The sequence below is a fragment of the Streptomyces sp. NPDC059851 genome (genome assembly GCF_042732005.1).
Classification (GTDB): Bacteria; Actinomycetota; Actinomycetes; order Streptomycetales; family Streptomycetaceae; genus Streptomyces.
The window spans coordinates 1-18,856 of the sequence record NZ_JBHWJJ010000009.1 but is presented as its reverse complement, the minus strand read 5'-3'; the positions used below and the strand labels follow the sequence as shown (position 1 = coordinate 18,856).

Here is an 18,856-nt window from a genome sequence, read left to right as displayed (position 1 = left end):
CCTGGTCAGGCGAAGAAGTTCCGTACGTGCTCCAGCCCGTCGACCAGCGCGTCGACGTCGGCCGGAGAGGAGTACAGATAGAAAGACGCTCGCGTCGTCGCCGGAATTCCGTACCGCAGGCAGACCGGGCGGGCGCAGTGGTGTCCCACGCGGACGGCGATGCCCTGCTCGTCCAGGACCTGCCCGACGTCGTGCGGGTGGATGTCGCCGAGCACGAAGGAGATCGCGGCACCCCGGTCCTCGGCCGTGGTCGGGCCGATGATCCGCAGGTCGGGAACCTCCTGCAGGCGCTTCACCGCGTACTCGGTGATCGCGTGCTCATGGGCGGCGATCTTGTCCATACCGATCGCGGACAGGTAGTCCACGGCCGCGCCGAGGCCCACGGCCTGGGCGATCGGGGGCGTACCGGCCTCGAACTTGTGGGGCGCCGGGGCGTACGTCGACGAGTGCATCGAGACCGTCTCGATCATCTCGCCGCCGCCGAGGAACGGCGGCAGGTCCTCCAGGAGCTCCTGCCGGCCCCACAGGACGCCGATGCCGGTCGGACCGCACATCTTGTGGCCGGTGAAGGCCACGAAGTCGGCGCCGAGGGCCTGGACGTCCAGGGGCATGTGCGGAGCGGCCTGCGAGGCGTCGATCAGCACCAGCGCGCCGACCTCCTGCGCGCGCCGGACGATCGTCTCGACCGGGTTGACGGTGCCGAGCAGGTTGGAGACCAGCGTGAAGGAGACGATCTTCGTCTTCTCCGTGATGACCTCTTCGATGTTCGACAGGTCGAGCCGGCCGTCGTCGGTCAGGCCGAACCACTTCAGCTTCGCGCCGGTGCGCTGCGACAGCAGCTGCCACGGAACGATGTTGGAGTGGTGCTCCATCTCGGTGATGGCGATCTCGGTTTCGCGGTCCACCCGGTAGGGCTCTTCGGCCCAGCCGAGCATGTTCGCGACGAGGTTGAGCGACTCCGAGGCGTTCTTGGTGAAGATCACCTCGTCGCGGCTCGGCGCGTTGATGAAGGCGGCCACCTTGTCGCGGGCGCCCTCGTACAGTGCCGTGGCCTCCTCGGCGACCAAGTACACGCCGCGGTGGACGTTGGCGTTGTGCCGCTCGTAGTACTCGTTCAGCGCGTCGAGCACCTGGCGCGGCTTCTGCGAGGTCGCCGCGGAATCCAGGTAAACGATCTTCTTCCCGTCGTGGACCACACGATCCAGCAGGGGGAAGTCCTTGCGGATCGCCTCGATGTCGAGGAGGCCAGGCAGCTGTGTCACGCGGTCGCGCCACCCTTCACGTACTTGTCGTAGCCCTCCGACTCCAGCTGGTCGGCCAGCTCGGCGCCGCCGGACTCGGCGATGCGGCCGTTGGCGAAGACGTGCACGAAGTCGGGCTTGATGTAGCGCAGGATGCGCGTGTAGTGGGTGATCAGCAGGGTGCCGACCTCGCCGGTCTCGCGGACGCGGTTGACGCCCTCGGAGACGATGCGCAGGGCGTCGACGTCGAGGCCGGAGTCGGTCTCGTCGAGGATCGCGATCTTCGGCTTGAGGAGCTCCAGCTGGAGGATCTCGTGCCGCTTCTTCTCACCGCCGGAGAAGCCCTCGTTGACGTTGCGCTCGGCGAAGGCGGGGTCCATCTGGAGACGCTCCATGGCCTCCTTGACCTCCTTCACCCAGGTGCGCAGCTTGGGGGCCTCGCCGCGGACGGCGGTGGCGGAGGTGCGCAGGAAGTTGGAGACCGAGACACCGGGGACCTCGACCGGGTACTGCATGGCGAGGAAGACGCCGGCGCGGGCGCGCTCGTCGACGGACATCTCCAGGACGTCCTCGCCGTCGAGGGTCACCGAGCCACCGGTGATGGTGTACTTCGGGTGGCCGGCGAGCGAGTACGCCAGGGTGGACTTGCCGGAGCCGTTGGGGCCCATGATGGCGTGCGTCTCACCCTGCTTGACGGTGAGGTCGACACCCTTGAGGATCTCGCGGGTGCCACTCGCCGAGTCACCAGTCTCGACGGAGACGTGCAGGTCGTGGATTTCAAGCGTTGCCATGGGTGCCTCAGGACTCCTGGGTGAGGGAGACGAGCACGTCGTCCCCTTCGATCTTTACGGGGTATACGGGAACGGGGCGCGTCGCGGGCAGCCCGGACGGCTTGCCGGTGCGCAGGTCGAAGGCCGATCCGTGCAGCCAGCACTCGATCATGCAGTCCTCGACCTCGCCCTCCGAGAGCGAGACGTTCGCGTGCGAGCAGATGTCGTTGATCGCGTACACCGATCCCTCGGTGGACACGATGGACACCGGCGTGCCGTCGAGCTCCACCCGCTTGGGGGTGTTCTCCTCCAGCTCGCTCAGCGCACAGGCCTTGACGTAGGTCATCAGACGGACGCCTCGAGCTCGGCCTCGATCTTGGCGATGAGGCGCTCCTCGATGTCGTCGACACCGATCTGCTGGACGAGCTCGGCGAAGAAGCCGCGCACGACCAGGCGGCGGGCCTCGTCGGCCGGGATGCCGCGGGCCTGCAGGTAGAACAGCTGCTCGTCGTCGAAGCGGCCGGTCGCGGAGGCGTGGCCGGCGCCGACGATCTCGCCGGTCTCGATCTCCAGGTTCGGCACCGAGTCGACCCGCGCGCCGTCCGTGAGGACGAGGTTGCGGTTCATCTCGTAGGTGTCGGTGCCCTCGGCGCTCTTCTGGATGAGGACGTCGCCGATCCAGACGGCGTGGGCGTCCTGGCCCTGGAGCGCACCCTTGTAGACCACGTGGGACTTGCAGTGCGGGGCGTCGTGGGTGACGAGGAGGCGGTGCTCCTGGTGCTGGCCGGCGTCGGTGAAGTACAGGCCGAGCATCTCGGCCTCGCCGCCGGGGCCGGCGTAGCGCACGCGCGGGTGGATGCGGACGACGTCGCCGCCGAAGGTGACGACGACCGACTTGAAGCTCGCGTCGCGGCCGAGCAGCGCGTTGTGCTGGGAGGTGTGGACGGCGGTGTCGTCCCAGTCCTGGACGGACACGAAGGTCACCTTCGCGCCGTCGCCGACGAGGACGTCGACGTTGGCGGCGCGCACGCCGTCACCGGTGTGGTCGATGACGATGATCGCCTCGGCGAACGGCTTGACGTCGAAGACGGTGTGGCCGAAGGTCGTGCCGCCCTCGCCGTGCAGGGCGACGCGGATCGGCTCGGCGAGCACGGTCTCCTTGGGCACGGTGACGACCGTGGCCTTGGCGAACGAGGTGAAGGCCTGGGCGGCGACCCGGTCCACCGGGGTGCCGGCCTTGCCGATGCGCTCGTCACCGCGCTCGACCGTCTCGACCGTGACGCCCTCGGGCGCGTCGATCTGGGCCTTCATGGTGCCGCTGGCCACCGCGGTGCCGTCGTGGAGTCCGCGCAGCCGCCCCAGCGGGGTGAAGCGCCACTCCTCCTCGCGGCCGTGGGGGATGGGGAAGTCCGCGACGTCGAAGGACGGCGGCGCGCTCATCCGGGTGGCGACGGTGGACTCTGCGGCCACCGCGATGGAGCCGGCGGTGGTGGAGCCCACCGGAATGTTCTGAGCCTCAGCCATGGCTGTCGTTCTGCTCTCTTCCTACGTCAAAGAATGTGCTGCGGGACAGTGGCGGGCCGGGACTAGCCGACCGAGCCCTCCATCTGCAGCTCGATCAGCCGGTTGAGCTCCAGCGCGTACTCCATCGGCAGCTCCTTGGCGATCGGCTCGACGAAGCCGCGCACGATCATCGCCATGGCCTCGAACTCGCTCATGCCGCGGGCCATCAGGTAGAAGAGCTGGTCCTCGGAGACCTTGGAGACGGTCGCCTCGTGGCCCATGGTCACGTCGTCCTCGCGGACGTCGACGTACGGGTAGGTGTCGGAGCGGGAGATGGTGTCGACGAGCAGGGCGTCGCACAGGACGTTGCTCTTCGATCCGGCCGCGCCCTCGCCGATCTCGACCAGGCCGCGGTAGGAGGTGCGGCCGCCGCCTCGCGCCACCGACTTGGAGACGATGTTCGAGGAGGTGTTCGGCGCCATGTGGACCATCTTGGAGCCGGCGTCCTGGTGCTGGCCCTCGCCCGCGAAGGCGATGGACAGGGTCTCGCCCTTGGCGTGCTCGCCCATCAGGTAGACGGCCGGGTACTTCATGGTGACCTTGGAACCGATGTTGCCGTCGATCCACTCCATGGTCGCGCCCTCGTAGGCCACGGCGCGCTTGGTGACCAGGTTGTAGACGTTGTTCGACCAGTTCTGGATCGTCGTGTAGCGGCAGCGGCCGCCCTTCTTCACGATGATCTCGACGACCGCGCTGTGCAGCGAGTCGGACGAGTAGATCGGGGCGGTGCAGCCCTCGACGTAGTGGACGTACGCGTCCTCGTCGACGATGATCAGCGTCCGCTCGAACTGGCCCATGTTCTCCGTGTTGATGCGGAAGTAGGCCTGCAGCGGGATCTCGACGTGGACGCCCTTGGGCACGTAGATGAACGAGCCGCCGGACCATACGGCGGTGTTCAGCGACGCGAACTTGTTGTCGCCGACCGGGATGACGGTGCCGAAGTACTCCTTGAAGAGCTCCTCGTGCTCCTTCAGCGCGGTGTCGGTGTCGACGAAGATGACGCCCTGCTCCTCCAGGTCCTCGCGGATCTGGTGGTAGACGACCTCGGACTCGTACTGGGCCGCGACACCGGCGACGAGGCGCTGCTTCTCCGCCTCCGGGATGCCGAGCTTGTCGTACGTGTTCTTGATGTCCTCGGGCAGTTCCTCCCAGGAAGCGGCCTGCTTCTCGGTGGAGCGCACGAAGTACTTGATGTTGTCGAAGTCGATGCCGGACAGGTCGGAACCCCAGGTCGGCATGGGCTTCTTGTCGAAGAGCTTCAGGCCCTTGAGGCGGAGCTTGAGCATCCACTCGGGCTCGTTCTTCTTCGCCGAGATGTCCCGGACGACCTCTTCCGACAGACCTCGCTTGGCAGCCGCGCCCGCCTCGTCGGAGTCGGCCCAGCCGTACTCGTAGTTGCCCAGACCCTCGAGCTCAGGGTGAGCAGTCTCCGTGGTCATGCGGGGTTCCTCCCGGCCGTGCTTGCAGATGCTGATGTGTTGGACTGTGCTGTGCCCGCGCCACGCGGGATGAAGGTGGTGCACACCCCGTCGCCGTGGGCGATGGTGGCGAGGCGCTGCACGTGGGTCCCGAGCAGACGGGAGAAGACCTCGGTCTCCGCCTCGCAGAGCTGCGGGAACTGCTCGGCTACGTGGGCCACCGGGCAGTGGTGCTGGCAGAGCTGTTCACCGCTGTGCGGACCGGGAGCGCTCTTCGCCGTAGCAGCGTACCCGTCCGCGGTCAACGCCTTGGCAAGGGCCTCGGCGCGGTCCGCGGGGGCGGCTGCGGCGACCGACGTGCGGTAGGCCTCGGCCTGCGCCTCCATCCGCGCCCTGGCGAATGCGGCCACGGCCGCCTCGCCCTTCTCGCCTCCGCCGGCGGTCTGCGCGATCCAGCGCATGGCGTCCGCGGCGAGCGAGTCGTAGGACTGGTCGAAGGCGTCGCGCCCGCAGTCGGTGAGCGCGAACACCTTGGCCGGCCGGCCCCGGGTGCGCGTGCCGTACACCCGCTGCTCACGGGCCTCGACCACGTCGTCGGCGACGAGTGCGTCGAGGTGGCGGCGGACGGCGGCCTGGGTGAGGCCGAGACGCGCTGCGAGGTCGGCGACGGTGGACGGACCGTGGTCCAGGATGGACCGCGCGACCCGGTTGCGGGTTGACCGCTCCCCGGTAGCGAGCTCCCCCTGGGGGGTCTCGATCAGCCGTTCGCCGTATTTCACAACGCCATTGTTGCGTAATTACCAGAGGGGCGACAAGCCGTGACGGACGCCACCCCTGGTGTCCTCCATCACTAAGGGTTACCTAACCTATGTACGGAGAGTGAGGAAAGAACCCGGGTCCGAGGGGCCTGGCCAGCGGCGATGCACCGGGGGGCGGAACCTCGCCCCGGCGCCCGTACGCGCCCGTACGGCTCCGTAGACTCACCCGCATGAGCAACGACCCCGCCGTGGAGATCCGCGGACTGGTGAAGCGGTACGGCCCCAAGACGGCGGTGGACGGTCTCGACCTCACCGTCCGCAGGAGCGCGGTCACCGCCGTCCTCGGCCCGAACGGCGCGGGCAAGACCACCACCGTGGAAACCTGCGAAGGGTACCTGCGCCCCGACGCCGGGACCGTACGCGTCCTCGGCCTCGACCCGGTCGCCCAGGCCGCTGCCCTGCGCCCGCGCCTCGGGGTCATGCTCCAGTCCGGCGGCGTCTACTCCGGGGCCCGCGCCGAGGAGATGCTGCGCCACATGGCCCGGCTGTACGCCGACCCGCTCTGCGTGGACACCCTCGTGGAGCGGCTCGGACTGGGCGGCTGCGGCCGCACCCCGTACCGCCGGCTCTCCGGCGGCCAGCAGCAGCGCCTGTCGCTGGCCATGGCCGTGGTGGGCCGCCCCGAGCTGGTCTTCCTGGACGAGCCCACGGCGGGCCTGGACCCGCAGGCCCGCCGCGCCACCTGGGAGCTCGTGCGGGAGCTGCGCGCCGACGGGGTCGGCGTCGTCCTCACCACCCACCACATGGACGAGGCCGAGCAGCTCGCCGACGAGGTGGCCGTCGTCGACGCCGGCAAGGTCATCGCGCACGGCAGCCCCGAGCAGCTGTGCCGCGGTGGCGCCGAGAACACGCTGCGCTTCACCGGCCGTCCCTCCCTCGACCTCGCCTCGCTGCTCAAGGCGCTGCCCGACGGCACCGAGGCCGCGGAGCTCACCCCGGGTGTCTACCGGGTCACCGGAGACGTCGACCCGCAGATGCTGGCCACCGTCACCTCCTGGTGCGCCCAGAACGGGGTGATGCCGGACAGCCTCTCGGTGGAGCGGCACACCCTCGAAGACGTCTTCCTGGAGCTCACCGGTAAGGAGCTGCGCGCATGAGCGCCGGTACGTTCGCCCCCCGCCCGGGGGCCGCGCCCGTGTCCCGCATGATCCTCGCCCAGACGGCGCTGGAGACCCGGATGCTGCTGCGCAACGGGGAGCAGCTGCTGCTGACGGTGGTCATCCCGGCGCTGCTGCTGACCCTGTTCTCGGTGGTCGACATCGTCGACACGGGCGAGGGCAGGCCGGTGGACTTCCTGGCCCCGGGCGTGCTCGCGCTCGCCGTGATGTCCACCGCCTTCACCGGGCAGGCCATCGCCACCGGCTTCGACCGGCGCTACGGGGTGCTCAAGCGGCTCGGCGCCTCGCCGCTGCCCCGCTGGGCGCTGATGGCCGCCAAGACGCTGTCCGTGCTGGTCACGGAGGTGCTCCAGGTCGCCCTGCTGACGGTGATCGCGCTGGCCCTGGGCTGGTCCCCGCAGGGCAACCCGCTGTCGGTGGCGCTGCTGCTCCTGCTGGGCACGGCCGCCTTCTCCGGGCTCGGGCTGCTGATGGCGGGCACGCTGAAGGCCGAGGTGACGCTGGCCGCCGCCAACCTGGTGTTCCTGCTGCTCCTGGTGGGCGGCGGGGTGATCGTGCCGCTGGACAAGTTCCCCGGCACGGTCCAGGCGGTGCTCGGCCTGCTGCCGATCTCGGCGCTGTCCGGCGGGCTGCGCGAGGTGCTCCAGCACGGGGCCGCGCTGCCCTGGGGCGACGTCGCCGTTCTGGCCGGCTGGGCCGTTCTCGGCCTCGGCGCCGCCGGGAAGCTCTTCCGCTGGGAGTGAATCCCGGCCCCCGGACGTTGGTCTGGCAGACCACGGGCGCCACCGCACAGGGGCGGCGCCCAACAGGACGCCGGGGGGCGGACGCATGGGGGAACGGGAAGCCGCATTGCGGCTGGACGAGCAATGGGCACGGATCCGGTCGGGGGCGGAGCAGGCCGAGTACGCCGCTGCGGAGGCACTGCTCGCGGAGCTGATCGCCGCGCTGCGCGGGCCGGCCGCGGGCGATCCGGAATGCGCGGCGCGGCTCGGGCTGCGCCTGGGCGACCTGGCGGCCCGCCGGTTCGCCGGCGGTGACCGGGCCGGGGCGCTGGCGGCGGTCGAGGAGGGGCTGCGGTACGCGCAGCAGGCCGCCGGGTACGGGCCGCAGTACGCCCGCTGGTACGCCCGGGGACTGATCAACCAGGGGGTCTGGCTGGCCTGGCCGCTCAGCAACGGCGACCGACTGCCCCGCTACCCGTTCGGTGCGGCGGCGGAGCACGGCCCGAGCGCCATCGAGCGGGCTGCGGGCGAGCGGGCCCGGGACCTGACCCGGACCGCCGTCGAGGTCTGGGGCGCCCTGGACCAGCAGGACCCGGTCAACCGGCGGGGACTGGCCCAGGCCGAGGTGTTCCTAGGGGACCGCCTGGCGGAACTGGGTCTCGCCGAGGAGGCGGTGGCCTGGGCGGTGGACGCCGAGGAGGGCTTCCGCCGGTTGCTGCTCTCCGGCCCCGGCCCGGAGGAGGCCCGGGAGGCGGAGGAGGCCCTGGACCACATCGGCCGGCAGCTCCAACTGCGGCTGCGCCTGCTGTCCTTCGACTCGCTGGCGAACCTCCGCGCCCGGGGGCTGCTGCCCGAGCGGCTCCTGCCGCAGGCCGTGGTGGCGGCCCGGATCGGCGGGGCCGACGAGCCCTCGATCGCGGACCGGCTCCGGCTGGACGCCGAGCAGGTGCGGACGATGCTGGAGGTCACGCCCTGGGTGGCCGCGTGGCGCTTCGACGTGCGCGGACCCGACGGGCTGTGGGAGGGCCGGGGGGACGCTTGGCGCGGCAGCTCGGAGGTGAGGAACAGAACGGCCGAGGACGTAGGGGCCGAACTCATACGCACCTTCCGGACGTCCCCGCACTACCCCGGCGACGGCGCCCATTGGCGCGTCCTCGTCTGGTGGCACGAGGAAGCCGATCCCGCCGGGGCCCGGTTCCGGCTGCTCGCGGGCCCCGAGACGCGTGGGGGCGTGCCCGGGGCCACCCCCTCGTGAAAGTTTGCACAAGGGGCCGCCTACGATGGGGGGCGTGTTTAACCCCCTCGCCTACCTCGCCGCCCGCTGGACACCCTCACCCCGGATCGTCCAGCGTGCCGCGCTCGCCGCGCTCACCATGACCGTCGTCATCGTCGTCACCGGCGGCGCCGTGCGGCTGACCGGATCCGGTCTGGGCTGCGACACCTGGCCCAAGTGCACCGACGACAGCCTGATCACCACGCAGGCCCAGGGCATCCACGGCGCCATCGAGTTCGGCAACCGCATGTTGACCTACGTGGTCAGCGCGGCCGTCGGCTGGTGCATCCTCGCCGCCCGGTGCGCCAAGCCGTGGCGCCGGTCACTGACCAAGCTCGGCTGGGCGCAGTTCTGGATCGTGGGTGCCAACGCCGTGCTCGGCGGGATCACCGTCCACACCAAGCTCAACCCGTGGAGCGTGGCCGGGCACTTCCTGCTCGCCACCGCGCTGATCACCGTCACGACGCTCACCTGGCAGCGCGCCCGCGAGGGCGACGGCGCTCCCAAGCCGCGGGTGCCGGGGCCGGTGCGCAAGCTGTCGTGGGGCCTGCTCGCCACCAGCGCCGTACTGATCGCCGCGGGCACCGCGGTGACCGGCTCGGGGCCGCACGCCGGCGACAGCAGCGATGTGCCGCGCATGCCCTTCGACTGGGAGGCCACGGCCCACGTGCACGCCATCGCCGCCTGGGTGGTGTGCGCGCTCGCCGTCGCCATGTGGCTGGTGCTGCGGGTGGTGGACGCCCCCGACGACACCCGGGCCCGCGCCCGGGACCTGCTCGTCGTCCTCCTCGCGCAGGGCGCCATCGGATACGTGCAGTTCTTCACGGACCTGCCCGAGGTCCTGGTCGGCGCCCACATGCTGGGGTCCTGCCTGGTGTGGATCGCGGTGCTCCGGGTTGCGCTGAGCCTGCGGGAGCGCCCGGTCGAGCAGGCGGAGATCCCGGCGCAGAGCGACCCGCAGCTCACCGCGCTCTGATCCACCCGGGTCCGCTCCGCCCGCTGGTCCCGCGCCCGAGCCGGGCCGTCCACCGCGACGGCCCGGCTCCGCCGTGCCGGCGACCGCTGCACCTTCCGCGCCCTCCCCGTCAGGCGCGATCACCGGTCCGGCCGCGCCCGCCGCGCCCGCCGCTTCAACAGCGCTCGTCGAGCCGGTGGACCCGCCGGGCGTTGCCCGCCGCGACCATCGCGGCCACCCGCTCGGCGTCCCGCCAGGACCAGGCCCCCTCCCCCACCCCACCACCGAGCACCCGGCCCAGTGCCTCCCGGAACACCAGGGCCCCGACCGCGTGCAGCTCGGGGAGCCGGCGCCCGCCGCTGGAGAAGGGCAGTTTGCCGAGACGGGGCGAGCTCCAGCAGCTCGGCGAGGACCGCGGGGCCCGCGCGCCGCTGCGCGACGGCCGCCCCGAGGTCGGCGTGGACGTGCGGGAACGCGGCCGCCAGCTGCGCCGGGCGCCGGTGGTACGGGTAGCCGCCGAGCAGCACCAGCCGGCTCCCGAGCCCCTCGGTGGCCCGCAGGAAGTCCGCCAGCAGCGCCGGATCGGCCTGCTCCGGCCGCCGCCCCGGCTCCGCCCCGCCCGTGTGCAGGGGGAGCGGCAGCCCGGTCGCCACCGCGCTCCACAGCAGGTGTCGCAGGAGTACGGGGTCCCGTACGGCCCCGCCCGCGGCGCGGCGGGTCAACCAGCGCCCGGCGGCCCCGCGCACCTCCCCCGGCCCGGGCGGCTCGGGGCGCCGGGCCAGGGCGGCCGGATACCTGGCGTCGGGCCCGCGGGTGAAGGCCACGGGCCCGGCGGCGGCGTGGTGGACGGCCCCGGCGAGGTCGGCAAGGAAGGCGGGGACGGTCCCGGATGTGTCGGCGACCTGCTCGGCCAGCGGCTCCGGCCGGACGAGTTCGAAGGCCCCGGCGTCCCCGGCGAGGGCGAGTTCCCCGGGCCCGGTGAGTTCGGCGGACTCGCCGGTGTCGACCAGGTAGGCGGTGACGCCGGAGCCGCGGAGCAGTCTGCGTCCGGACTCGGCCGCGCCGAGCTCGCGCCGGCGGGCCAAGTAGCGGGCGGGGGCGCAGTGCGGTTCCGGGCCGAGTAGCGGCGGGGGCACCAGCGGCGCACGGCGAAGCCGGTCTGGGTGTCGAAGGAGGTGGTCCCGGGGGCGGCCGGCCGTGCCGGGGCGAACGGCTGGGCCTCGAAGGTGCCCAGGCCCAGCTATGTGCGGAGCAGTCCGTGGCCGTACTGGTCCACCAGGGGCGGCATTTCGATCATCCGGGCATCCCGATGCGGACGTGGGGGCTTCCACACGTCCTCAAAGGGTGAGCGGGGTGTGAGGTGTTGCTCGCGCTGTTGACCGAGCGGCCGGCGGAAGGCTCAGGCCGCGTACGGAGCCGGGCCGCCGTACGGGCTCAAGCCGCCGGGTGGGACGTCCCGCCGAGCTGGATGCCGGCCATCCGGCTCCACTCGTACGGGCCGGTCTTCACGCGGGCGGCGAAGTCGCCGTCGAACTCCTCGTGCAGGGTCAGCCCGGCCTTCTCGGCGGCCTTCTCGGCCACCGCGTAGCTCGGTGCGACCAGGTCGCCCCAGCCGCCGTCCGTGCCCACGAGCACGATCCGGGTGCCGGCCTGGCCGATGTGCGCGAGCTGGCCCTCGGCGCCGCCGTGCTCCCGCGCGAAGGCGCCGATCTGCTTGGCCAGCTTCGCTGCGGCCCGGTCCTGCTTCTTGGTGTCTGCGGTGGTGTCAGCCATGCACATCATGCTACCGGCGAGTAATCAGCGGAGGAAGGGATCCACGGCCACGGCCACGAAGAGCAGCGACACGTAGGTGATCGACCAGTGGAACAGGCGCATCTCCTTGAGCTTCGCGCCGGTCACGCCCGCCTTCGCCCGCGCGTGCAGCGCGTGCGCCTCCCACAGCCACCAGCCGCCCGCCGCCAGCGCGACCGCGGTGTAGAACCAGCCGGTGTAGCCCAGCGGGGTCAGCAGCAGCGAAACGCCGACCATCACCCAGCTGTAGAGGACGATCTGCCGCGCGACGGCCTTGTTGCCGGCGACGACCGGCAGCATGGGCACGCCCACGCGTGCGTAGTCGTCCTTCACCTTCATCGACAGGGGCCAGTAGTGCGGGGGCGTCCAGAAGAAGATGACGAGGAAGAGGATGACGGCGGCCCAGGAGACCTCGTTGCGCACCGCGGACCAGCCGATGAGCACCGGCATGCAGCCCGCGATGCCGCCCCAGACGATGTTCTGGGTGGTGCGCCGCTTCAGCAGCATCGTGTAGACGACGACGTAGAAGAGGAGTGCACCGAGGGCGAGCGCGGCGGACAGCCAGTTGACGAGCAGCCCGAACCACAGCGTCGACACCACTCCGAGGGTGATGCCGAAGACCAGGCACTCGCGCGGGCTGACCATGCCGGTGACCAGGGGCCGCTGTGCCGTGCGGTCCATGAGCGCGTCGATGTCGCGGTCGATGTACATGTTCAGCGCGTTCGCGCCGCCCGCGGACATGTAGCCGCCGAAGCAGGTCGCGAGGACCAGCCACAGTGACGGCACGCCCTGCTCGGCGAGGAACATCACCGGCACTGTGGTGATCAGCAGAAGTTCGATGATTCGCGGCTTGGTCAAAGCCACAAAAGCCTTCGCACGGGCCCCGAACGGCCGGTGGCCGGGGCTCGTCCCGAGCACCCCCGAAGGACGGGATTCGACGGCCGTCACGCACACCCCTGACAGAGAATCCAGCAAGTTCCGGACATGTTGGACCGGTAAAGACTTGCGCGTACCACGCCACTTTAGACGTTGCGCTCAGCTCGCCCTGCGCGGGGGTCGCCTCGTGTTGGTCCGATCGGACTCGGTGACGTTGTGACGGACTGCGGGCACTCGAATAGCTGCATGCCGCGGCGGGGGTAGGCTCGGAATCGCCGGTGCACGGTACGTCACCGGGAACCGACATCTGGAGAGGAGCCCTGACCCACGGTGACCACCAAGCCGACGACCACAGAGCTCGAATGGACCGATCTGGACCAGCGGGCCGTCGACACCGCCCGCATCCTGGCAGCCGATGCGGTCCAGAAAGTCGGGAACGGCCACCCCGGCACGGCCATGAGCCTGGCCCCGGCCGCGTACACCCTCTTCCAGAAGGTGATGCGGCACGACCCGGCGGACCCGGACTGGGTCGGGCGTGACCGCTTCGTGCTTTCCGCCGGTCACTCCTCCCTGACCCTCTACACCCAGCTGTACCTGGCCGGCTTCGGCCTGGAGCTGGACGACCTGAAGGCCTTCCGCACCTGGGGCTCGAAGACCCCCGGCCACCCGGAGTACGGCCACACCAAGGGCGTCGAGACCACCACCGGCCCGCTCGGCCAGGGTGTCGCCAACGCGGTGGGCATGGCCATGGCCGCCCGCTACGAGCGCGGCCTGTTCGACCCGGATGCCGCCCCCGGCACCTCCCCGTTCGACCACATGGTCTACTGCATCGCCGGCGACGGCTGCCTCCAGGAGGGCATCTCCGCCGAGGCCTCCTCCCTCGCGGGCCACCAGAAGCTCGGCAACCTGGTGCTGCTGTGGGACGACAACCACATCTCCATCGAGGGCGACACGGAGACCGCCGTCTCCGAGGACACCGTCAAGCGCTACGAGGCGTACGGCTGGCACGTCCAGCGCATCGAGCAGCAGGCCAACGGCGACATCGACCCCAAGGCCCTGTACGAGGCCCTGGCCGCCGCCAAGGCCGAGACCGAGCGCCCCTCCTTCATCGCGATGCGCTCGATCATCGCCTGGCCCGCCCCGCACGCCCAGGGCACCGAGGCCTCCCACGGCTCGGCCCTCGGTGACGACGAGGTGGCCGCCACCAAGCGCGTCCTCGGCTTCGACCCGGAGCAGGCCTTCGAGGTCTCGGACGCCGTCATCGGCCACACCCGCAAGGCGCTGGACCGCGGCCGCGAGGCCAAGGCCGCCTGGGAGAAGGACCTCTCCGCCTGGCGCACCGCCAACCCGGGGCGGGCGGCCGAGTTCGACCGCATCCAGGCCAACGAGCTGCCCGAGGGCTGGGAGGACAAGCTCCCCGTCTTCGAGCCCGGCACCGGTGTCGCCACCCGTGCCGCCTCCGGCAAGGTGCTCCAGGCCCTCGGCGCGGTCATCCCGGAGCTGTGGGGCGGCTCGGCCGACCTGGCCGGCTCGAACAACACCACCATCGACAAGAACTCCTCGTTCCTGCCGGAGGGCAACCCGCTGCCGGAGGCCGACCCGTACGGCCGCACCATCCACTTCGGCATCCGCGAGCACGCCATGGCCGCCGCCATGAACGGCATCGCGCTGCACGGCCACTCCCGCATCTACGGCGGCACCTTCCTGGTGTTCTCCGACTACATGCGCAACGCCGTGCGCCTGTCGGCCCTGATGCACCTGCCGGTGACGTACGTGTGGACGCACGACTCCATCGGCCTCGGCGAGGACGGCCCGACCCACCAGCCGGTCGAGCACATCGCCTCGCTGCGCGCCATCCCGGGCCTGAACGTCGTCCGCCCGGCCGACGCCAACGAAACGGCCGTCGCCTGGCGCGAGATCCTCAAGCGCCACACCAAGGTCTTCGGCAAGGGCACCCCGCACGGCCTTGCACTGACCCGCCAGGGCGTTCCGACGTACGAGCGCAACGAGGACGCGGCCAAGGGCGGCTACGTCCTGTTCGAGGCCACGGGCCCCTCGGGCGAGACCGCCGACGCCCGGGTCGTGCTCATCGGCACCGGCTCCGAGGTCCAGCTCGCCGTCGCCGCCCGCGAGGCACTGCAGGCCGAGGGCATCCCCGCCCGGGTCGTCTCGATGCCGTCCGTCGAGTGGTTCGAGGAGCAGGACCAGGCGTACAAGGACAGCGTCCTGCCGCCGTCGGTGAAGGCGCGCGTCGCGGTCGAGGCCGGCATCGGCCTGACCTGGCAGCGCTACGTCGGCGACGCGGGCCGCATCGTCTCCCTGGAGCACTTCGGTGCCTCCGCGGACGCCAAGGTGCTGTTCCGCGAGTTCGGCTTCACCGCCGAGGCCGTTGCCGCGGCCGCCAAGGAATCGATCGAAGCCGCGCGCTGACGCCGGTACGAGAACCAGTAGGAGATGCAATTCCCATGACAGACGCACTCAAGCGCCTCTCCGACGAGGGCGTGGCGATCTGGCTGGACGACCTGTCCCGCAAGCGCATCACGTCGGGCAACCTGGCGGAGCTCGTCGACGAGTCGCACGTCGTCGGCGTCACCACCAACCCGTCGATCTTCCAGAAGGCGATCAGCAGCGGCGACGGCTACGAGCAGCAGCTCGCGGACCTGGCGGCCCGCAAGGTCACCGTGGACGAGGCCATCCGCATGATCACGACGGCGGACGTCCGCGACGCCGCCGACATCCTGCGCCCGGTCTTCGACCGGACCGACGGCCAGGACGGCCGCGTTTCGATCGAGGTCGACCCGCGCCTGGCGCACAACACCGCGGCGACGATCGCCGAGGCCAAGCAGCTCGCCTGGCTGGTGGACCGCCCGAACACGCTGATCAAGATCCCTGCGACCAAGGCCGGCCTGCCGGCGATCGCCGAGGTCATCGGCAAGGGCATCAGCGTCAACGTCACGCTGATCTTCTCGCTGGAGCGCTACCGCGAGGTCATGGACGCGTACCTGACGGGTCTGGAGAAGGCGAAGGCCGCCGGCCTGGACCTCTCGGAGATCCACTCGGTCGCCTCTTTCTTCGTCTCCCGCGTGGACACCGAGATCGACAAGCGCCTGGACGCGCTGGGCACGGACGAGGCGAAGGCCCTGAAGGGCAAGGCGGCCCTCGCCAACGCCCGTCTGGCCTACGAAGCCTACGAGGAGGTCTTCTCCTCCGACCGCTGGGCCGCCCTGGAGCGCCTGGGCGCCAACAAGCAGCGCGCGCTGTGGGCCTCGACCGGCGTGAAGGACCCGGCGTACAAGGACACCCTGTACGTGGACGACCTGGTCGCCCCGAACACGGTGAACACCATGCCGGAGGCCACCCTGGAGGCCACCGCCGACCACGGTCAGATCACGGGCGACACGGTGCGCGGCACCTACGAGCAGTCGCGCGCCGAGCTCGACGCGGTCGCGAAGCTGGGCGTCTCGTACGACGATGTGGTCCAGTTGCTTGAGGACGAGGGCGTCGAGAAGTTCGAGGCGGCCTGGAACGACCTGCTGAAGTCCACCGAGGCGGAGCTGGAGCGCCTCGCTCCCACGGAGGCCTGAGCACCTTGTCTGTAAACGGAGCGAACCCGCTTCGTGACGCACAGGACCGGCGGCTCCCGCGCATCGCGGGGCCGTCCGGTCTGGTCATTTTCGGCGTTACGGGTGACCTGTCGCGCAAGAAGCTGATGCCCGCCGTCTACGACCTGGCCAATCGCGGCCTCCTCCCGCCGGGCTTCTCGCTGATCGGCTTCGCCCGCCGGGAATGGGAGCACGAGGACTTCGCCCAGGAGGTGTACGAGGCTGTCAAGCAGCACTCGCGCACGCCCTTCCGGGAGGAGGTCTGGCAGCAGCTGGTGCAGGGCTGCCGCTTCGTGCAGGGCGATTTCGACGACGACCAGGCCTTCGAGACGCTGAAGGCGACGATCGAAGAGCTCGACAAGCAGCAGGGGACGGGCGGCAACTTCGCCTTCTACCTGTCCGTGCCGCCGAAGTTCTTCCCGAAGGTGGTCCAGCAGCTCAAGGACCACGGGCTGGCCCAGAAGGAGGGCTCCTGGCGGCGCGCCGTCATCGAGAAGCCCTTCGGCCACGACCTCAAGAGCGCCGAGGAGCTCAACAAGGTCGTCCACGAGGTGTTCCCCCGGGACGAGGTCTTCCGCATCGACCACTACCTGGGCAAGGAGACCGTCCAGAACATCCTGGCGCTCCGCTTCGCGAACACGATGTTCGAGCCGATCTGGAACCGGTCGTACGTCGACCACGTGCAGATCACCATGGCCGAGGACATCGGCATCGGCGGCCGGGCCGGCTACTACGACGGCATCGGCGCTGCCCGCGACGTCATCCAGAACCACCTGCTCCAGCTGCTCGCGCTGACCGCGATGGAGGAGCCCGGCTCCTTCCACCCCAAGGCGCTGGTGGCGGAGAAGCTGAAGGTGCTCAGCGCCGTGCAGATCCCCGAGGACCTGGGCAAGCACACGGTGCGCGGCCAGTACACCTCGGCGTGGCAGGGTGGCGAGAAGGTCGTCGGCTACCTCGAAGAGGACGGCATCGACCCGAACTCGAAGACCGACACCTACGCGGCCATCCGCCTGGAGATCAACAACCGCCGCTGGGCGGGCGTCCCGTTCTACCTGCGGACCGGCAAGCGCCTGGGCCGCCGGGTCACCGAGATCGCGGTGGTCTTCAAGCGGGCCCCGTACCTGCCGTTCGAGTCGGGCGCGACCGAGGAGCTGGGGCAGAACGCCCTGGTCATCCGGGTCCAGCCGGACGAGGGCGTGACGGTCCGCTTCGGCTCCAAGGTCCCGGGCACCTCCATGGAGGTCCGGGACGTCACGATGGACTTCGCGTACGGCGAGTCCTTCACGGAGTCGAGCCCCGAGGCGTACGAGCGGCTGATCCTCGACGTCCTGCTGGGTGACGCGAACCTCTTCCCGCGCCACCAGGAGGTCGAGCTCTCCTGGCACATCCTCGACCCGATCGAGGAGTACTGGGACAAGCACGGCAAGCCCGCGCGGTACGCGGCGGGTACCTGGGGGCCGGTCGAGGCGGACGAGATGCTCGCACGAGACGGACGGAGCTGGCGCCGGCCATGAAGATCGACCTCACGGAGACCACCTCCAGCAAGATCAACGCCGCGCTGGTGCAGGCTCGCCGGGACATCGGCACGCCGGCCGTCGGCATGGTCCTCACGCTGGTGATCGTGACCGACGAGGAGAACGCGTACGACGCGCTCAAGTCGGCGAACGACGCGTCCCACGAGCACCCCTCGCGGATCATCGTCGTCATCAAGCGGGTCAGCCGCTCGCCACGCAGCCGCCGCGACGCCCGTCTCGACGCGGAAGTCCGCGTCGGGGCGGACGCCGGCTCGGGTGAAACGGTTGTACTCCGCCTTCACGGTGAGCTGGTCAACCACGCCGACTCGGTGGTTCTCCCGCTGCTCCTCCCGGACGCCCCGGTGGTCGTCTGGTGGCCGGAGGGTGCCCCGTCGGACCTGGCGGGCAACCCGCTGGGTGCGCTCGGGCAGCGCCGGATCGCGGACACGTACGCCTGCGAGGACCCCATCGGGGTCCTGTCGGCGCGGGCGGGCGCGTACGCCCCGGGCGACACGGACCTGTCCTGGACCCGGATCACGCCGTGGCGCTCCATGCTGGCGGCGGCCCTGGACCAGCAGGCCTTCCAGGTGACCTCGGCGGTCGTCGAGGGCGAGGACGAGAACCCGAGCTGCGAGCTGCTGGCCATGTGGCTGGCTGACCGCCTGCAGGTTCCCGTCCGGCGCACGCTGTCGGCGGGCCCCGGCCTGACCTCGGTCCACTTGGAGACCAAGGACGGCGAGATCGTCCTGGACCGTGCGGACGGTTCGCTGGCGACGCTGCGGATGCCTGGCCAGCCCGACCGGAGCGTGGCGCTCAAGCGTCGCGACACGGCCGAGCTGTTGGCGGAGGAGCTGCGCCGGCTCGACCCGGACAACACCTACGCGTCCGCGCTGAAGTTCGGCGTGGCGAAGCTGGAGTCGGCCCGGGCGCAGGCGGCTCCGGCCGGGGCGGAGCGGGCCGCGGCCGAGGCGGAGGCCGTGGCGGAAGCCGTGGCCGACGACGAAGTCGCGTCCGGAGCCGCCGGGTCCGCGGCGGCGGCGAAGGGCGGCAAGTCCGCCGGCAAGGCGGCCCCGGCTGCCAAGAAGGCCTCGGCCAAGCAGTGAAGCACGTCGGCCGCCGGCCGGCCCGCCCCCGTCCTCGGGGGGGGGGGGCGGTCGGCGGCCCCGGCAAATTCATAAGAAAAAATGGGGAAAAA

16 protein-coding genes and 1 pseudogene are annotated in these 18,856 nt (G+C 70.9%); 8 read left to right on the top strand and 9 right to left on the bottom strand.

The window, feature by feature from the left end; translation table 11 throughout:
* Nucleotides 1–5: 5 nt before the first annotated feature.
* The 6 genes from ACFV7Q_RS04540 to ACFV7Q_RS04515 form a co-directional block, all read right to left on the bottom strand.
* Complete coding sequence (locus tag ACFV7Q_RS04540; RefSeq protein WP_361087777.1) at nucleotides 6–1,262, bottom strand: cysteine desulfurase; 1,257 nt, start codon at nucleotides 1,260–1,262, stop codon at nucleotides 6–8.
* Nucleotides 1,259–2,032: a Fe-S cluster assembly ATPase SufC gene (sufC, locus tag ACFV7Q_RS04535; protein ID WP_385423496.1), complete on the bottom strand. Its 774-nt coding sequence runs from the start codon at nucleotides 2,030–2,032 to the stop codon at nucleotides 1,259–1,261. Before sufC ends, ACFV7Q_RS04540 begins: the two co-directional genes overlap by 4 nt.
* 7 nt (nucleotides 2,033–2,039) lie before the next feature.
* Nucleotides 2,040–2,357: a bifunctional 3-phenylpropionate/cinnamic acid dioxygenase ferredoxin subunit gene (locus tag ACFV7Q_RS04530; RefSeq protein ID WP_385423494.1), complete on the bottom strand. Its 318-nt coding sequence runs from the start codon at nucleotides 2,355–2,357 to the stop codon at nucleotides 2,040–2,042.
* Entirely contained in the window at nucleotides 2,357–3,535 is a 1,179-nt protein-coding gene (gene sufD / locus ACFV7Q_RS04525) for a Fe-S cluster assembly protein SufD (RefSeq protein ID WP_385423492.1), read from the bottom strand. Before sufD ends, ACFV7Q_RS04530 begins: the two co-directional genes overlap by 1 nt.
* A 62-nt stretch (nucleotides 3,536–3,597) precedes the next feature.
* Complete coding sequence (sufB, locus tag ACFV7Q_RS04520) at nucleotides 3,598–5,013, bottom strand: Fe-S cluster assembly protein SufB (protein ID WP_385423490.1); 1,416 nt, start codon at nucleotides 5,011–5,013, stop codon at nucleotides 3,598–3,600.
* Nucleotides 5,010–5,771 (bottom strand): helix-turn-helix transcriptional regulator, encoded by a 762-nt coding sequence (locus ACFV7Q_RS04515; RefSeq protein ID WP_385423488.1) that lies wholly within the window; start codon nucleotides 5,769–5,771, stop codon nucleotides 5,010–5,012. The genes sufB and ACFV7Q_RS04515 overlap by 4 nt, the downstream gene beginning before the upstream one ends.
* Before the next feature lie 209 nt (nucleotides 5,772–5,980).
* Between ACFV7Q_RS04515 and ACFV7Q_RS04510 the strand changes: the two genes are divergently transcribed.
* From ACFV7Q_RS04510 to ACFV7Q_RS04495, 4 genes are all read left to right on the top strand, one after another.
* Nucleotides 5,981–6,907 (top strand): ABC transporter ATP-binding protein, encoded by a 927-nt coding sequence (locus ACFV7Q_RS04510; protein WP_385423486.1) that lies wholly within the window; start codon nucleotides 5,981–5,983, stop codon nucleotides 6,905–6,907.
* Complete coding sequence (locus ACFV7Q_RS04505) at nucleotides 6,904–7,671, top strand: ABC transporter permease (RefSeq protein ID WP_385423484.1); 768 nt, start codon at nucleotides 6,904–6,906, stop codon at nucleotides 7,669–7,671. The genes ACFV7Q_RS04510 and ACFV7Q_RS04505 overlap by 4 nt, the downstream gene beginning before the upstream one ends.
* A gap of 85 nt (nucleotides 7,672–7,756) precedes the next feature.
* Nucleotides 7,757–8,905 (top strand): hypothetical protein, encoded by a 1,149-nt coding sequence (locus ACFV7Q_RS04500; protein ID WP_385423482.1) that lies wholly within the window; start codon nucleotides 7,757–7,759, stop codon nucleotides 8,903–8,905.
* Between the two features lie 25 nt (nucleotides 8,906–8,930).
* Nucleotides 8,931–9,899, top strand: coding sequence for a heme A synthase (locus tag ACFV7Q_RS04495; RefSeq protein WP_385423480.1), 969 nt, complete (start codon nucleotides 8,931–8,933; stop codon nucleotides 9,897–9,899).
* Between the two features lie 154 nt (nucleotides 9,900–10,053).
* On the opposite strand, the pseudogene ACFV7Q_RS04490 reads toward ACFV7Q_RS04495, so the two are convergent.
* The 3 genes and pseudogenes from ACFV7Q_RS04490 to ACFV7Q_RS04480 all read right to left on the bottom strand — a co-directional run bounded on the left by ACFV7Q_RS04490 (nucleotide 10,054) and on the right by ACFV7Q_RS04480 (nucleotide 12,617).
* Nucleotides 10,054–11,118, bottom strand: a pseudogene (locus ACFV7Q_RS04490) (amidohydrolase).
* Nucleotides 11,119–11,312: 194 nt separating this feature from the next.
* Nucleotides 11,313–11,651 (bottom strand): hypothetical protein, encoded by a 339-nt coding sequence (locus ACFV7Q_RS04485; RefSeq protein WP_385423479.1) that lies wholly within the window; start codon nucleotides 11,649–11,651, stop codon nucleotides 11,313–11,315.
* A gap of 24 nt (nucleotides 11,652–11,675) precedes the next feature.
* Nucleotides 11,676–12,617, bottom strand: a complete 942-nt coding sequence (locus ACFV7Q_RS04480; RefSeq protein WP_385423477.1) for a heme o synthase — start codon at nucleotides 12,615–12,617, stop codon at nucleotides 11,676–11,678.
* A 258-nt stretch (nucleotides 12,618–12,875) separates the two neighbouring features.
* On the opposite strand from ACFV7Q_RS04480, the gene tkt reads away from it, so the two are divergent.
* Genes tkt through opcA form a run of 4 tightly spaced genes read left to right on the top strand, consistent with a single transcriptional unit; the run spans nucleotide 12,876 to nucleotide 18,764 of the window.
* On the top strand, nucleotides 12,876–14,975 hold the full coding sequence (tkt, locus tag ACFV7Q_RS04475; RefSeq protein WP_385423475.1) for a transketolase: 2,100 nt from the start codon (nucleotides 12,876–12,878) through the stop codon (nucleotides 14,973–14,975).
* Between the two features lie 35 nt (nucleotides 14,976–15,010).
* A complete protein-coding gene (tal, locus tag ACFV7Q_RS04470; protein WP_385423473.1) occupies nucleotides 15,011–16,129 on the top strand; it encodes a transaldolase in 1,119 nt (372 codons plus the stop codon).
* Nucleotides 16,130–16,134: 5 nt separating this feature from the next.
* Nucleotides 16,135–17,661, top strand: a complete 1,527-nt coding sequence (zwf, locus tag ACFV7Q_RS04465) for a glucose-6-phosphate dehydrogenase (RefSeq protein ID WP_385423471.1) — start codon at nucleotides 16,135–16,137, stop codon at nucleotides 17,659–17,661.
* Nucleotides 17,658–18,764, top strand: a complete 1,107-nt coding sequence (gene opcA / locus ACFV7Q_RS04460; protein ID WP_385423470.1) for a glucose-6-phosphate dehydrogenase assembly protein OpcA — start codon at nucleotides 17,658–17,660, stop codon at nucleotides 18,762–18,764. The genes zwf and opcA overlap by 4 nt, the downstream gene beginning before the upstream one ends.
* Nucleotides 18,765–18,856: the final 92 nt, after the last annotated feature.